Below are 13,725 nucleotides of genomic sequence, written 5' to 3' on the forward strand. Positions count from 1 at the left end.
CCTGCCTCCCTATATGAGGAGGTCCCAGCGATCAAATCGGATAACCCAGTGCATACCGACGGTACCGTCTCCATCACCGTGAACGGCGAACACAAGCGCGTCGCCGCCGGCCTCAATCTGCTGCAACTCGCCGAGGAGCTTGGCCTCGTGCCGCACAAGCTGGCGGTCGAGCGCAACCTCGAGGTCGTGCCCCGCTCGACGCTGGGCGAGGTGATCGTCGAGGATGGCGACGAGCTGGAGATCGTGCACTTCGTCGGCGGCGGCGATCATGCCGTCCTCTTGACCAGCGACGATAGCTGGACGGTTGCCGGACGGACCTTCCGCTCGCGGCTGATCGTCGGCACCGGCAAGTATAAGGATTTCGAGCAGAACGCGGCTGCAGTGGCGGCCAGCGGAGCGGAGATCGTCACCGTCGCGGTACGCCGCGTGAACGTCAGCGATCCCAACGCGCCGATGCTGACCGACTATATCGATCCCAAGAAGATCACCTATCTGCCCAACACCGCGGGCTGTTTCGATGCCGAGAGCGCGATCCGCACATTGCGCCTGGCGCGCGAGGCGGGCGGATGGGAGTTGGTGAAGCTGGAGGTGCTGGGCGAGGCGCGTACCCTGTATCCCGATATGGTCGAGACGCTGCGCGCGACCGAGATCCTGGCGAAGGAAGGCTTCCTGCCGATGGTCTATTGCGTCGATGATCCGATCGCGGCCAAGCGGCTGGAGGATGCCGGCGCGGTGGCGATCATGCCGCTGGGCGCGCCGATCGGGTCGGGGCTGGGCATCCAGAACCAGGTGACGATCCGCCTGATCGTCGAGGGCGCCTCGGTACCGGTGCTGGTCGACGCCGGCGTCGGCAGCGCATCGGATGCCGCGGTAGCGATGGAACTGGGTTGCGACGGCGTGCTGATGAACACCGCGATCGCCGAGGCGAAGGACCCGGTGCTGATGGCATCGGCGATGAAGGCTGCGGTCGAGGCCGGCCGCCTGTCCTACCGCGCCGGTCGCATGGGCAAGCGCCGTTATGCCGATCCGTCGAGCCCGCTGGCCGGCCTGATCTGAGGCGGCGCGAAGGGGGTCTAATCGGCCTTTCGCGCTAGCCAGACCGTTCTGCCGCCCGCGCTTTCGTCCTCCATTCTGTGGGCGACGACGCGCATGCCGCCTTGTTCGAGCCCGGCGCGATAGTCGTCGGGCGACAGGCTGGCATGGTAGAGCGGTTCGCCGAACTGGCTACCGATCGCTTCACCTTCGTCGGGCCCGCTGTTGAACAGCAGCATGCCGCCGGGCTCCAGCCAGCCCGGCAAGCGGGCGATCATCGCGCGTTGATCGGCGTGCCCGAGGTGGAACAGGCTGTCCCACGCGATGATGCCGGCAAAATCGGCGTCGAACATAACGGTGCGCATGTCGCCGACCTGCCAGCGATGCTGCGGGAAGCGCGCCTGGGCCATGGCGATAAGCGGCGCGGCCGCATCGATCCCGGTGACCCGATAGCATCGTTCGATCAGGTGGCGCGCCACCGGGAAACCGGCGCCGCAGCCCAGGTCAAGAATGCTGCTGCCAAGGGCCACGTCGCGCAGGAAGCGATCGATCCACTGCTGTTCAACAAAGCGGGTTTGCCGAACCGCGTCGAACGCCGCGGCATGGCGCGAATAATGGTCGGCGATCCGGTCGGACGCCGCGCTGGCCGGTGCTCCCGAGGGAACCGCTTTGTCGTCCATCCGTTTGATTCCCGAACGCAAATTACTGCAAATCGGAGAGACATCATGGGCGAACTGGTCGACAAGATCAAAGGCAATGTCAACGAGGCCGTCGGCAAGCTGAAGCAGGAGAGCAACAATCCCGACACGCGCGCCGAGGGCGCCGGTCAGGAAGCCAAGGGCAAGGCCCAGCAACTCGGCGGCAAGATCAAGGGCGCGCTCGGCGACGATATCTGATGATAGGCTGAGTTCACTACCGAACAGGGCCGCTCCGTCAGTCGGAGCGGCCTTTTTCGTGGTCGCCGGCGATCAGCGGTTGCGGATTGCCGTAATCGTGGTGGCGGCGGTGATGAACTCGATATCGGTCCGCAGATGGAGGAGCCGCAACCCCTTCTGCGCCATCGCCCGATCGAGCGACGGAGCGACGTCCTCGGTGCGATCCACCGTCTCTGCCCAGCCGCCATAGGCACGGGCCAGTGCGGCGAAATCAGGATTGTGCAGCGTCGTCCCGCTCAGACGCGCGGGATATTCGCGCTCCTGGTGCATGCGGATCGTGCCATAGGTGCTGTTGTCGATGACCAGCACCAGCAGGTCCGCACCGTGCTGGACTGCAGTTGCCATCTCCTGGCCGTTCATCATGAAGTCGCCGTCGCCGGCCAGGGCCACCGCAACGCGATCGGGCGCGCGGATCGCGGCTGCCGTCGCGGCGGGAACGCCATAGCCCATCGCGCCCGCGGTCGGTGCCAGTTGCGAAGGATAGGCGGCATAAGGCCAGTAGCGATGCCACCAACCGGAGAAATTGCCGGCGCCGTTGCAGAAGATCGCGTCGGCAGGCAGCCGCTCGCGCATCGCTGCGACGCACTGGCCCAGGTCGAGCTGGACGCCGTCGCGGGGCCGCGGCGTATTCCACTCGAGCCATTCGGCATGCGCTTCGGCAGCGGCAAAGCGACCCGACTGGGCAGAGTCCTTCAGCGCGCGCGAGAAGCTGGCCATGTCGGCGCAGATTGCCAGATCGGTGCGATAGACGCGGTCCAGTTCTTCGGGATCGGGATGGACATGGACCAGGACCTGATCGGGATGATCGGGGGTGATCAGCGTATAACCATCGGTGGTCGCCTCACCCAGGCGTGCGCCGACCGCCAGCACCAGGTCGGCCGACTTGATCCGCTGGACCAGCTTGGGGTTGGGCCCATAGCCGAGATTGCCCGCGAAGACAGGGCTGCCGGTCGGCAGCGAGTCCTGCCGGCGGAAGGCAGTCGCGACGGGCAGGCCGATCCGTTCCGCCCAGGCGGCGAAGTCAGCGCCGCATTCGGCGTTCCAGCCGGCGCCGCCGACGATCGCGATCGGGTTCTTCGCATCGGCGAGCAGCGTTTCAAGACGGGCAAGCGCGGCCGCACCGGGCGCCTGAACCAGCCGTTCTACCCTGGGCCGGTCGATCGCCTCGACGACGTCGCACAGCATGTCCTCGGGCAGCGCGATCACGACCGGACCGGGACGGCCCGACTGGGCGACGTTGAAGGCGCGCGCAACATATTCCGGGATGCGGGACGCATCCTCGATCCGGGTTGCCCATTTCGAGATGGGACCGAAAAAGGCGGGGAAGTCGACTTCCTGAAAGCCCTCGCGGTCGCGCATCGAGCGATCGACATCGCCGATGAAGAGGATCATCGGGATCGAATCCTGCATCGCCACATGGACGCCGATCGACGCATTGGTCGCGCCTGGGCCGCGGGTGACGAAGGCGATGCCGGGCCGGCCGGTCATGGTTCCGTCGGCACAGGCCATGAAACCGACCCCGCCTTCCTGACGACAGGTGACGACGTCGATCGCCGGCACATCGTGCAGCGCGTCGAGCACGGCGAGGAAGCTCTCGCCCGGCACGTGGAAGATACGATCGCAGCCCTGAGCCACGAGATTGTCGACGAGGATCCTGCCCCCGGTGCGCTGTGCGGTCATGGAGCGAGCTTCTAGAACCAGCATCGCAATCAGGCCAAGGGGTGAATATGATGCGGTCCAGGCCCGGCGGTTATGGTGCCGGTCAGGGAGGCTCAATGCTCGTCATCGGCAACCACGTCTCGCCCTATGCGCGCAAGGTGCTGATCGCACTCGATATCAAGGGGATCGATTATGAGATCGATCCGATCGTGCCCTTTTACGGCACGGAGAAGTTCACCGAGGTCAGCCCGTTGCGGCGCATCCCGGTACTGATCGACGGCGATCTGGTGCTGAACGATTCGACCGTCATCGCCGAATATATCGACGAGCGCTGGCCAGAGCCGCCGCTGATGCCGCGCTCGCCCGCCGACAGGGCGCGGGCGCGGTGGATGGAGGAGTTCGCTGATTCGCGGCTGGGCGACCTGATCATTTGGCGTCTGTTCTTCGCCAAGCTGGTCGGACCGCGGGTCTTCCGGCGCGATCCCGATCCTGTGGCGCTTGCCCGCGTTACCGATGTCGACTTGCCCGGCGCGCTCGACTGGATCGAGGCGCGGGCGCCGCGGGACGGGTTTCTGTTCGACCATCTCTGCACCGCGGACATCAGCTATGGCTGCTTCTTCCGGAATGCCGCGCTGGCGGGCTGGGAAATCGATGCGGACCGATGGCCGCGAAGCGCGGCGTGGATCGGTCGCGTCTGGGCGCATCCGGCCTTTGCCGCGACCATGCCCTATGAAGCGGCGATCCTCGGTGCGCGGAGCCATGAGCGACCCGCGGCGCTGAGGGCTGTAGGCGCGAAGGTGTCGGAATATAGCTATGGCGGCACCGAGCCCCAGCCGAGCATCATGCTCGGTTGACGGCCGCCGCGGCTGGCGCGAAGCAATCGCCATGACCAAATATCTTCACACCATGATCCGCGTGACGGATCCCGATGCCACGGTCCGCTTCTTCGAGCTGATCGGACTGCGCGAGGTCCGGCGCTTCAACAATGAGAAGGGTCGGTTCACGCTCATTTTCCTGGCGGCGCCGGGCGACGAGGGTGCGCAGGTCGAACTGACGCACAACTGGGATCCCGAGCCCTATGGCGGCGGCCGCAATTTCGGGCATCTCGCCTACCGCGTCGACAATATCTACGACACCTGCCAGCGGCTGATGGACGCGGGCGTCACCATCAATCGCCCGCCGCGCGACGGGCATATGGCGTTCGTGCGCACCCCTGACAATATCTCGATCGAACTGCTGCAGGACGGCCATTTGCCGCCGCAGGAGCCCTGGGCATCGATGCCGAACACCGGCGAATGGTGAGCCGGTGAGATGAGCGGTTCCGTCCTGCTCGCCGGCCTGGGCGCGACGGTCCCGATCGTGCAGGCGCCGATGGCCGGGGCGGGCGGGGTCGCGCTGGCGATCGGCGCGCTGCGCGGAGGAGCACTGGCGTCCTTGCCCTGCGCGATGCTTGGCCCCGACCAGGTCGCAGCGCAGGTGGCTGAGGTTCGTGCCGCCGCTGAGGGACCGCTCAACCTCAATTTCTTCTGCCACACGCTTCCCGAACCACCTGACGAGGTGGCGTGGCGCGACCTGCTCGAGCCCTATTATCGCGAGGAAGGCGTGACACCCGGACCGCCGCCGCCGCTGCGACGTCCGTTCGACGCAGCGATGTGCGCGGCGGTCGAGGCGATACGGCCCGAGGTGGTTAGCTTTCATTTCGGGCTGCCCGATGAGCAACTGCTGGTCCGGGTCAAGGCGACGGGCACGACGGTGTTCGGCAATGCGACGACGGTCGAGGAGGCGCGCTGGCTGGCGGCGCGTGGCGTCGATGCGATCATCGCACAAGGCGCGGAGGCGGGCGGCCATGCGGGCTGGTTTCTCGACGGCCACCATCGGCCGACCCCGCTGAGCGATCTGCTGCCTGGAATCATGAGGGCGGTCGACCTGCCGGTAATTGCCGCCGGCGGGATCATCGACGGAGCGGGCATCGCCGATATGCTGCAGCTGGGGGCAAGCGCCGCGCAGATCGGCACCGCCTATCTCGCCACGCCGGAGAGTTTGATCGCGGGCGCGTTTCGCGACCTGCTGGGGACGCCGGCCGCCGCGGACGCCGCTTTCACCAACCTGTTCTCCGGGCGCGAGGCGCGGGGCATCCGCAACCGGCTGATGCGCGATCTGGGACCGACACGGCCCGAGGTGCCTGCCTTTCCCTATGGCTCCGACGCGCTTGCGCCGCTTCGTTCGAAGGCGGAGGCCGAGGGGCGGGGCGACTATTCGCCTCTCTGGGCCGGCGCCGGTGCCGCCCGGGTGCGGGCACTGGGTGCCGAGGCGCTGACGCGCACGCTTGCGGCGGAGGCCGCGGCACTGGCACAATCGCCGGCATGACCAGACTCGACATCGTCCGCATCCCCGCGCTCAGCGACAATTATATCTGGCTGGTGCACGACCCCGAGAGTGGCCGCACCATGGTGGTCGATCCGGCGGTGGCGGAAGCAGTGCTTGCCGAGGCCGAGGCGCGCGGGTGGACTATCGATGCGATCTGGAACACCCACTGGCATCCCGACCACACGGGCGGAAACGCCGAGATCAAGGCGGCAACCGGGTGCGAGGTCATTGCGCCGCGCGCGGAAGCCGAGCGGATACCGACCGCAGACCGGCTGGTCGGCGAGGGCGACCGCGTCGCGCTGGGCGCGCATGAGGCGGTCGTGTTGGAGGTGCCGGCGCATACGGCGGGCCATATCGCGTTCCATTTCGCCGAGGACGGCGTCGTCTTCGTGGGCGACACGCTGTTCGCCATGGGCTGCGGCCGGCTGTTCGAGGGGACGGCGGAGCAGATGTTTGACAATATGGTGCGGCTGGCTGCGCTGCCGGAGGACACCGAGGTGTATTGCGCGCATGAATATACCCAGTCGAACGGCCGATACGCGCTGGTCGCCGAGCCTGAGAACGAGGCGATCCGCACCCGGATGGCCGAGGTCGACCGGAAGCGGGCGGAGGGCCAGCCGACGGTGCCGACCACGATCGCGGCCGAGCGCGCGACCAATCCGTTCATGCGCGCGACATCTGCGCAAGTGTTAGCTGAGCGTCGCGCGGCCAAGGATAGTTTTCGCGGCTAGGCGCGTTGAGTCTTTGGACGGACGAGGAATGTGCCGATGATCCAGCAACTCACGGCCCTGACGCTGATGGCGGCGGCGGTATCCGCCAGCGCCGGCGGGTCCGCGCCCGGCGGCACCGGTGTTCAGGCGACGGATGACGCGAAACTCGCAAAGCGGCTCGATGGTTTGAGCGCCGGCAAGCCGGTGGCCTGTATCCCCGTCCAGAATATTCAGGACATCCAGCTCTACAACGGAACTGCGGTCTATATGCAGGGCAGGAGCCGAATCTGGACCAACCAGACGCTTGGCGGCTGCGATAATCGGCGGGATGATATCATCGTGTCGCGGACGAGCGGTGGCAGCTATTGCCGGGGCGACATCATCCAGCTGCGGTCGCGCAGCTCCGGTTTCTTCACCGGCTCTTGCGCACTCGGCGACTTCGTGCCGTACTCGCGCCCATGAAACAGGTCCTCATCCTCGCCGTCGCGCTGGCTGGCTGCACCGCCAGCGCAGCATCGCAACGCTCGCAGGAGGCGGAGGCCGCCCGCGACCTGGCGAAGGCGACCGAGGGCCGCGTCGCCGGCAAGCCGCAGGACTGCGTCCCGATCAACCGGGCCGGCGGCCCGCAGATCATCGACAACCAGACCCTGGTCTACACCGATATGGGCACGGTCTATGTCAATCGGCTGCCGGCCGCCTGTCCGTCGCTGGACCGCAACGACACGATCATCAGCGAAGTCTATGGCAGCAATCTGTGCCGAAACGACCGGTTCCGGTCGCTGCAGCCGGGAACGTCTATCCCTGGCGCCTATTGCCAGCTGGGCAGCTTCACGCCCTATCGCAAGGCAAAGGACTGACGCCGGAACGCGGAGCGCTCCGCGTCCCAAGCGTGCTGCGCGGGCTTATTTGACCCCCAGCGTCTCCAGCATGAACGCCATCCACTCAGACTGCTGGCGATAGCGTTCGAACCGGCCCGACTTGCCGCCATGGCCGGCCTCCATGTTCACGCGGAAGACCAGCGGGTTGGCGTCGGTCTTCTTCGCGCGTAGGCGGGCAACCCATTTGGCCGGCTCGTAATATTGCACCTGGCTGTCCCACAGGCCAGTCCCGACATACATCGCCGGATAGGCCTGCGCCTTCACATTGTCGTAGGGGGAATAGGACAGCATATAGTCGTAATAGCGCTTGTCCGCCGGGTTGCCCCATTCGTCATATTCGTTGGTGGTCAGCGGGATCGACGCGTCGAGCATGGTGGTCACCACATCGACGAACGGCACCTGGGCGATGATTACACCATAGTCCTGCGGCGCCATGTTCGCGACCGCGCCCATCAGCAGTCCGCCGGCGCTGCCGCCCATTGCCGCGACCCGGCCCTTCTTCGCATAGCCCTGATCGACCAGATAGCGAGTGACGTCGATGAAGTCGGTAAAGCTGTTCTTCTTGTTGAGCAGATGGCCGTCGTCATACCAGCCTCGGCCCATCTCCTGCCCGCCGCGAATATGGGCGATGGCATAAACCATGCCGCGATCGAGCAGGCTGAGATTGGCTGCGGAGAAATGCGGGTCTGACGAATAGCCATAGCTGCCATAGGCCTGCTGGAACAGCGCGGCGCTGCCGTCCTTCTTGAAGCCCTTGCGATAGACCAGGCTGACCGGAACCCGTGTCCCGTCGCGCGCGGTCGCCCAGACACGCTCGGTCACATAGTTGGACGGGTCATATCCGGGGACCGGCTGGACCTTCAGCGTGCGGCGCTCGCCGGTCTGCACATTGGTTTCGTAGGTGGTCGTCGGCGTCACCAGCGAATCATAGGTGTAGCGCACCCAGGGCGTGTCGACCTCGCTGTTGCCGGACAGGCTCATCGCATAGGCGGGCTCGTCGGCCTGGACCGGGTTCGACTTGCCGGCATCGGTCAGGATGCGCAGCCGCTTGTTGCCGCCGGCCCGCTCCTCGATCGCGATGAAGCCTGTAAAGGGCTGGAAATTCTCGATGAACACCGTGTCGCTGTGCGGCACCAGGTCCTTCCATGCGGCCCGCCCGCGGGACGCCTGCGCGTCGCCCACCATCATCAGCTTGTAGTTCTTCGCATTCCAGTTGGTGCGGATGATCCAGCGGCCGCCGACATGGTCGGCCGTGTATTTGAAGTCGCGCTCGCGCGGTGCGAGCGTCGCGAATTCGGTCGGGTTCGCAGCAGGGGCGCAGCGCGCCTCGTTGCTGACGGTCGACTCCATCACGATGCAGATGAACTTGTCGTCGCTCGTGCGGCCGACGCCGATATAGAAACTGTCGTCCTTCTCTTCATACACGACGCGGTCGCTGCTTGCCGGCGTGCCGATCACATGTGCCTTGATCCGCTTCGACAACAGCGTGACCGGATCCTTGTCGACATAGAAGATCGTGCGGCCGTCGGTGGACCAGGCCCCGCCACCGTCCATGTTGGGGATGGTGTCGGGCAACAATGCGCCGGTCTTCAGATCCTTGATCCGCAGCGTATATTGTCGGCGGCCAACCGTGTCCTCGGCATAGGCAAGATAGCGATTGTCCATGCTGACTTCCCAGCCGCCGATCTGGAAGAAGCCCTTGCCTTCGGCCATTTTCGGCTGGTCGAGCAGGATCTGTTCGGCGCCGGTGCCATCTGCCTTGCGCGCGAGGATCGGGTAGCTCGCGCCCGCGTCGAAACGCGAATAATAGAGATAGCCGCGCTTGCGGCTCGGGACGGTGCTGTCGTCCTGCTTGATGTGGCTGATCGTCTCGCGATAGATCATGTCCGCCAGCGGCCGGCTGGGCGCCAGCACCCTGTCGGCATAGGCGTTCTCCGCCGTCAGATAGGCGAGCATCTCGGGATTCTTCCGCGTGTCGTCGCGCAGCCAGTAATATTCATCCTGGCGAACCGCACCGAACGGAGCCTTCACCTCGTGAGGCTTCTTCGCGGCGACCGGCGGTTGCGGCGCCGCGACGGGGGGAGCGGTCTGAGCACCCGCCGCGGCAATCGCCGATGCGGACAGGAACAGGGCGGCGAACAGCGTCTTCATCGGCAAACTCCCGTGCGACTCGCACGGACAGAGCCTGCCAAATCCTCCCCCGCTCGGCGAGGGAGGATTGGATCATGGCAGCACGTTAGAGAACGTAGCGGCTGAGGTCGGTGTTGCGGGCGACGCTGGCCAGCTGGCCGTCGACATAGGCAGCGTCGATCAGCAGCGTCTCGCCCTTGCGATCCTCCGCATCGAAGCTGACGTCCTCCAGCAGCTTCTCCATCACCGTCTGCAGACGGCGGGCGCCGATATTCTCGATCTCGGCATTCACCTCGGCCGCGATCCGCGCGACTGCGCGGATGCCGTCATCGGTGAAGTCGATCTTCACGCCCTCGGTGCCCAGCAGCGCGGCATATTGCGCGACCAGGCTGGCCTTGGTGTCGGACAGGATCGCGACGAAATCCTCCTCGGTCAGCGCCTTCAGCTCGACCCGGATCGGCAAGCGGCCCTGAAGCTCGGGCAGCAGGTCGGACGGCTTGGCGACATGGAAGGCGCCCGAGGCGATGAAGAGGATATGGTCGGTCTTCATCGGCCCGTATTTGGTCGCGACCGTAGTGCCCTCGATCAGCGGCAGCAGGTCGCGCTGGACGCCTTCGCGGCTGACCGATCCGCCGCGCACGTCGCTGACCGCGATCTTGTCGATCTCGTCGAGGAAGACGATCCCGTTCGCCTCGGCATCGGCGAGCGCGGCGCGGCTGACCTCGTCCTGGTCGAGACGCTTGTCGGCCTCTTCCTCGACCAGCTTCTCCCACGCGGCGGGAACGCTGAGCTTGCGGCGCTTGAGCTGCTGGCCGCCGAAGGCCTTGCCCATCATCTCGGACAGGTTGATCATCTGCGGCGCACCGCCGGGGATGTCGAACGGCATCGACGGGGCCTGCTCGACCTCGATCTCGATCTCGGTGGTGTCGAGCATGCCGTCCTTGAAGCGCTGGCGGAACGCCTCGCGCGTGGCGGTGCTCGAATCCTTGCCGGTCAGCGCGTCGAGCAGCCGCTGCATCGCGGCTTCCTCGGCCTTGTCCTTCACCGCGGCGCGGCGGCGTTCCTTCTCGAGCCGGATCGCCTCCTCGACCAGGTCGCGGGCAATCTGCTCGACGTCACGGCCGACATAGCCGACCTCGGTGAACTTGGTCGCCTCGACCTTCACGAACGGCGCGTCGGCCAGCTTCGCCAGGCGGCGGCTGATCTCGGTCTTGCCGCAGCCGGTGGGCCCGATCATCAGGATGTTCTTCGGCGTCACCTCGTCGCGCAGGTCGGGGCTCAGCTGCTGGCGGCGCCAGCGGTTGCGAAGCGCGACCGACACGGCGCGCTTGGCATCCTTCTGTCCGATGATGTGCGCGTCGAGCGCAGCGACGATGGTCTTGGGAGTCAGATTGTCGTTCATTGGGTCACTTCGTTTGGCGTCAGGAGACGCTGTCGAGGATTTCGATCGTGAGGCGATCATTGGTGTAGACGCACAGTTCGCCGGCGATCTTCATCGCCTGGCGGGCGATCTTCTCGGGATCCGCTTCATAGTCGACCAGCGCGCGCGCCGCCGCGAGGGCGAAGTTGCCGCCCGATCCGATCGCGGCCACGCCGCCTTCGGGTTCGAGCACATCGCCATTGCCGGTGACCACGAGGGTCACTTCCTTGTCGGCGACGATCAGCATCGCCTCGAGATTGCGGAGATATTTGTCGGTGCGCCAGTCCTTGGCCAGTTCGACCGCTGCCCGCAGCAGCTGGCCGTTATGGCGCTCCAGCTTGGCTTCCAGCCGTTCGAACAGGGTGAAGGCGTCGGCGGTGGCGCCGGCAAACCCGGCGATCACCTTGCCATCGCCCAGGGGGCGAACCTTGCGGGCGTTCGGCTTCATCACGGTATTGCCGGCCGAAACCTGCCCGTCCCCGATGATCACGACTTTGCCCGATTTGCGCACGGAGAGAATGGTCGTGCCGTGCCACGCAGTGTCTTTGCCGCTCATGGCGCGCGATATGGGGAGGGGGCTGCGCGATTGCCAAGCCCCTGCCGCGTTTCGAGCAGCGATTCAGTCGCCGAGCAATGCTGCGGTGAAGAGGCTGGTCAGCCGGCGGTGGAGCTGTTCGTCGAGGCCCGGCGGCTTGGGACTGTCGCTATAGACCGCGCCCAGAATGTCGCTGCCCAGCATGATCGCGAACGCCATGCCGGCGCGGATCTTGGCATCGTCGTCGTCGCCCAGGATCTGGCTCAGCGGATCGAGCAGATTGACGTGCATCGCCTCGCGCACCAGCTCGATCGTTGCCGGCGACGCGGCGGAGCGCAGCATGATCATGACCCAGTCGAGGCGCTCGCTCGGCTCCCCGCAGCCATCGTCGGCCAGCAGCAGCGTCGCGAGATGTTCGGGAAGCTCCTGCGGAGACATGCCCTCGAAACTGATCGGGCCCTCGCAGACCAGCGCCTGGCGGAACAGCTGTTCCTTGCTGCCGAAATAGCGATTGACCAGCGCAGGGTCGACGCCGGCATCGCGGGCAATGTCGCGCACGCCGACCTTTTCGTAGCTGTCGCGTGCGAAATGCCGACAGGCCGATGCGAGGATCGCATCGCGGGTGGCAGCCGCGTTGCGAAGGCGCGGTGCCCCGGGGTTGGGTGGCAACATGATGCGCTTTGCTATCCGCGAGAACCTTTTTCGTCAACGGCTGTTGACAAATAAGTCCACACTCGTTGACAAGCGCCGCCGCCCGGCCTAGCCACCAGTCGGTCAAGGCCGGAAAATACCGGATCTGACGGCGTTGGGGGAGGCGAGTCGGACGGCATCGGACCAGGGACGCTTCTGCATGAATTCAAAGGGTTATCGTTCGTTCGTCGCGACTGCGGCGCTTGCTGCCTCGCTTGCGCTCGCCTCGTGCGGCGGTGGCGCCGACTCGGCGCAGCAGCAGCCGCCTGCAGCGCCGCCGGTGACGGTCGCGACTCCGCTGCAGCAGAATGTGGTCGACTGGGACGAATATGTCGGCCGATTCGAGGCGATCGACACGGTCGAGGTCCGTCCGCGCGCCTCGGGCTATGTCGTCGCATCGCATTTCCGCGACGGTCAGATGGTGCGCAAGGGCCAGTTGCTCTTCACCATCGATGCGCGCCAGGCGCAGGCCGCGCTCGCCCAGGCGCAGGGCCAGCTGGCCCAGGCGCAGGCGACCTTGGTCAACGCCCGCACCGAACTCGCCCGATCAGAGACGCTTGCCGCATCGCGCGCCGCAAGCACCGAGGAAGTCGAATCGCGCCGCGCGGCGCTGCGCTCGGCACAGGCGCAGGTCGCGGCTGCGCAGGCGGTCGTTCGCGCCCGACAGCTCGATGTCGGCTTCACCCGCGTGACCGCGCCGATCAGCGGTCGCATCTCCGAACGACTGGTCGATCCGGGCAATTCTGTCGCCGCCGACCAGACGGTGCTGACCACCGTGGTGTCGGTCAGCCCGCTCCATTTCGTCTTCCAGGGATCGGAGGCGCTGCTGCTGAAATATCAGCGCGAGAATGCCGGCACCCAGACCGGAACGCCGGTGCGCATCAAGCTGGCCGACGAGAGCGATTATTCGCATTCGGGTACGCTCGACTTTGTCGACAACGCGGTGAATGCCCAGGCGGGCACGATCCGCGCCCGCGCGCTGGTGCCCAATGCCAATGGATTCCTGAAGCCCGGCATGTCGGGCAATTTGCGGCTCGAAGGGTCGCGGCCTTATCCCGCGCTGCTGGTTCCCGATACCGCCGTGGTCGCCGATGCGGCGCGCCAGCTGCTCTATGTCGTCGCCAAGGATGGGACGGTCGCGGCGCGTCCGGTCCAGACTGGTCCGTTGATCGGCGGGCTGCGCGTGATCCGTTCGGGCATCGCGGCTGGTGACCGGGTGATCATCGGCGGGATCCAGCGCGCGCGACCGGGCCAGAAGGTCCAGCCGCAGCCGGGCAAGATCGAGCAGCAGGCCGCGCCGGCTTCGGCGCCCCCGTCGTCGAATGCGCCGCCCGCGTCGACAGCGCAGCCGGCGGGCCGCTGAGGAGCG

Annotated in this window: 15 protein-coding genes; 9 read left to right on the forward strand and 6 right to left on the reverse strand. The window is 66.2% G+C overall.

Translation table 11 applies throughout. The features are described from left to right. Positions 1–48: 48 nt before the first annotated feature. Positions 49–1,056 (forward strand): sulfur carrier protein ThiS, encoded by a 1,008-nt coding sequence (gene thiS / locus ACZ1H8_RS13495; RefSeq protein WP_465177687.1) that lies wholly within the window; start codon positions 49–51, stop codon positions 1,054–1,056. Between the two features lie 17 nt (positions 1,057–1,073). Here thiS and ACZ1H8_RS13500 read toward each other — a convergent pair whose 3' ends face one another. Further along, positions 1,074–1,712: a class I SAM-dependent methyltransferase gene (locus ACZ1H8_RS13500; RefSeq protein WP_465177688.1), complete on the reverse strand. Its 639-nt coding sequence runs from the start codon at positions 1,710–1,712 to the stop codon at positions 1,074–1,076. Between the two features lie 45 nt (positions 1,713–1,757). Here ACZ1H8_RS13500 and ACZ1H8_RS13505 point away from each other — a divergent pair, with 45 nt between their 5' ends. Further along, a complete protein-coding gene (locus ACZ1H8_RS13505; protein ID WP_465177689.1) occupies positions 1,758–1,928 on the forward strand; it encodes a CsbD family protein in 171 nt (56 codons plus the stop codon). Between the two features lie 72 nt (positions 1,929–2,000). Here ACZ1H8_RS13505 and ACZ1H8_RS13510 read toward each other — a convergent pair whose 3' ends face one another. Continuing rightward, positions 2,001–3,647, reverse strand: coding sequence for a thiamine pyrophosphate-binding protein (locus ACZ1H8_RS13510; protein WP_465177690.1), 1,647 nt, complete (start codon positions 3,645–3,647; stop codon positions 2,001–2,003). Positions 3,648–3,742: 95 nt separating this feature from the next. On the opposite strand from ACZ1H8_RS13510, the gene ACZ1H8_RS13515 reads away from it, so the two are divergent. The 6 genes from ACZ1H8_RS13515 to ACZ1H8_RS13540 are packed head-to-tail and all read left to right on the forward strand — an operon-like array spanning position 3,743 to position 7,560. Beyond that, a complete protein-coding gene (locus tag ACZ1H8_RS13515; RefSeq protein ID WP_465177691.1) occupies positions 3,743–4,480 on the forward strand; it encodes a glutathione S-transferase family protein in 738 nt (245 codons plus the stop codon). 31 nt (positions 4,481–4,511) lie between these two features. Further along, on the forward strand, positions 4,512–4,928 hold the full coding sequence (locus ACZ1H8_RS13520; RefSeq protein ID WP_465177692.1) for a VOC family protein: 417 nt from the start codon (positions 4,512–4,514) through the stop codon (positions 4,926–4,928). 9 nt (positions 4,929–4,937) lie between these two features. Beyond that, the gene (locus ACZ1H8_RS13525; protein WP_465177693.1) at positions 4,938–5,993 is read left to right on the forward strand and encodes an NAD(P)H-dependent flavin oxidoreductase; all 1,056 of its coding nucleotides are present in this window, start codon (positions 4,938–4,940) and stop codon (positions 5,991–5,993) included. Next, a complete protein-coding gene (gene gloB, locus ACZ1H8_RS13530) occupies positions 5,990–6,724 on the forward strand; it encodes a hydroxyacylglutathione hydrolase (protein WP_465177695.1) in 735 nt (244 codons plus the stop codon). Before ACZ1H8_RS13525 ends, gloB begins: the two co-directional genes overlap by 4 nt. Positions 6,725–6,760: 36 nt before the next feature. After that, on the forward strand, positions 6,761–7,165 hold the full coding sequence (locus ACZ1H8_RS13535; RefSeq protein WP_465177696.1) for a hypothetical protein: 405 nt from the start codon (positions 6,761–6,763) through the stop codon (positions 7,163–7,165). Continuing rightward, positions 7,162–7,560, forward strand: coding sequence for a hypothetical protein (locus tag ACZ1H8_RS13540; RefSeq protein WP_465177697.1), 399 nt, complete (start codon positions 7,162–7,164; stop codon positions 7,558–7,560). Before ACZ1H8_RS13535 ends, ACZ1H8_RS13540 begins: the two co-directional genes overlap by 4 nt. A 45-nt stretch (positions 7,561–7,605) precedes the next feature. Here ACZ1H8_RS13540 and ACZ1H8_RS13545 read toward each other — a convergent pair whose 3' ends face one another. The 4 genes from ACZ1H8_RS13545 to ACZ1H8_RS13560 all read right to left on the reverse strand — a co-directional run bounded on the left by ACZ1H8_RS13545 (position 7,606) and on the right by ACZ1H8_RS13560 (position 12,338). Next, a complete protein-coding gene (locus ACZ1H8_RS13545; RefSeq protein WP_465177698.1) occupies positions 7,606–9,732 on the reverse strand; it encodes a S9 family peptidase in 2,127 nt (708 codons plus the stop codon). A gap of 85 nt (positions 9,733–9,817) precedes the next feature. After that, positions 9,818–11,113: an ATP-dependent protease ATPase subunit HslU gene (gene hslU, locus ACZ1H8_RS13550; RefSeq protein WP_465177699.1), complete on the reverse strand. Its 1,296-nt coding sequence runs from the start codon at positions 11,111–11,113 to the stop codon at positions 9,818–9,820. Positions 11,114–11,132: 19 nt separating this feature from the next. After that, a complete protein-coding gene (gene hslV / locus ACZ1H8_RS13555; protein WP_465177700.1) occupies positions 11,133–11,687 on the reverse strand; it encodes an ATP-dependent protease subunit HslV in 555 nt (184 codons plus the stop codon). A gap of 63 nt (positions 11,688–11,750) precedes the next feature. Beyond that, positions 11,751–12,338: a TetR/AcrR family transcriptional regulator gene (locus tag ACZ1H8_RS13560; protein WP_465177701.1), complete on the reverse strand. Its 588-nt coding sequence runs from the start codon at positions 12,336–12,338 to the stop codon at positions 11,751–11,753. Positions 12,339–12,516: 178 nt separating this feature from the next. Here ACZ1H8_RS13560 and ACZ1H8_RS13565 point away from each other — a divergent pair, with 178 nt between their 5' ends. Beyond that, entirely contained in the window at positions 12,517–13,719 is a 1,203-nt protein-coding gene (locus tag ACZ1H8_RS13565) for an efflux RND transporter periplasmic adaptor subunit (RefSeq protein WP_465177702.1), read from the forward strand. Positions 13,720–13,725 lie beyond the last annotated feature (6 nt).

The organism is Sphingomonas sp. BL-S-25, from assembly GCF_055521555.1.

Bases quoted from the DNA above. Each gene is read 5' to 3' on its own strand.
- ACZ1H8_RS13505 (WP_465177689.1), top strand. From the start codon at position 1,758: ATGGGCGAACTGGTCGACAAGATCAAAGGCAATGTCAACGAGGCCGTC.
- ACZ1H8_RS13510 (WP_465177690.1), bottom strand. From the start codon at position 3,647: ATGACCGCACAGCGCACCGGGGGCAGGATCCTCGTCGACAATCTCGTG.
- ACZ1H8_RS13520 (WP_465177692.1), top strand. From the start codon at position 4,512: ATGACCAAATATCTTCACACCATGATCCGCGTGACGGATCCCGATGCC.
- ACZ1H8_RS13560 (WP_465177701.1), bottom strand. From the start codon at position 12,338: ATGTTGCCACCCAACCCCGGGGCACCGCGCCTTCGCAACGCGGCTGCC.
- ACZ1H8_RS13515 (WP_465177691.1), top strand. From the start codon at position 3,743: ATGCTCGTCATCGGCAACCACGTCTCGCCCTATGCGCGCAAGGTGCTG.
- ACZ1H8_RS13500 (WP_465177688.1), bottom strand. From the start codon at position 1,712: ATGGACGACAAAGCGGTTCCCTCGGGAGCACCGGCCAGCGCGGCGTCC.
- ACZ1H8_RS13545 (WP_465177698.1), bottom strand. From the start codon at position 9,732: ATGAAGACGCTGTTCGCCGCCCTGTTCCTGTCCGCATCGGCGATTGCC.
- ACZ1H8_RS13540 (WP_465177697.1), top strand. From the start codon at position 7,162: ATGAAACAGGTCCTCATCCTCGCCGTCGCGCTGGCTGGCTGCACCGCC.
- hslV (WP_465177700.1), bottom strand. From the start codon at position 11,687: ATGAGCGGCAAAGACACTGCGTGGCACGGCACGACCATTCTCTCCGTG.
- ACZ1H8_RS13535 (WP_465177696.1), top strand. From the start codon at position 6,761: ATGATCCAGCAACTCACGGCCCTGACGCTGATGGCGGCGGCGGTATCC.
- ACZ1H8_RS13525 (WP_465177693.1), top strand. From the start codon at position 4,938: ATGAGCGGTTCCGTCCTGCTCGCCGGCCTGGGCGCGACGGTCCCGATC.
- ACZ1H8_RS13565 (WP_465177702.1), top strand. From the start codon at position 12,517: ATGAATTCAAAGGGTTATCGTTCGTTCGTCGCGACTGCGGCGCTTGCT.
- gloB (WP_465177695.1), top strand. From the start codon at position 5,990: ATGACCAGACTCGACATCGTCCGCATCCCCGCGCTCAGCGACAATTAT.
- hslU (WP_465177699.1), bottom strand. From the start codon at position 11,113: ATGAACGACAATCTGACTCCCAAGACCATCGTCGCTGCGCTCGACGCG.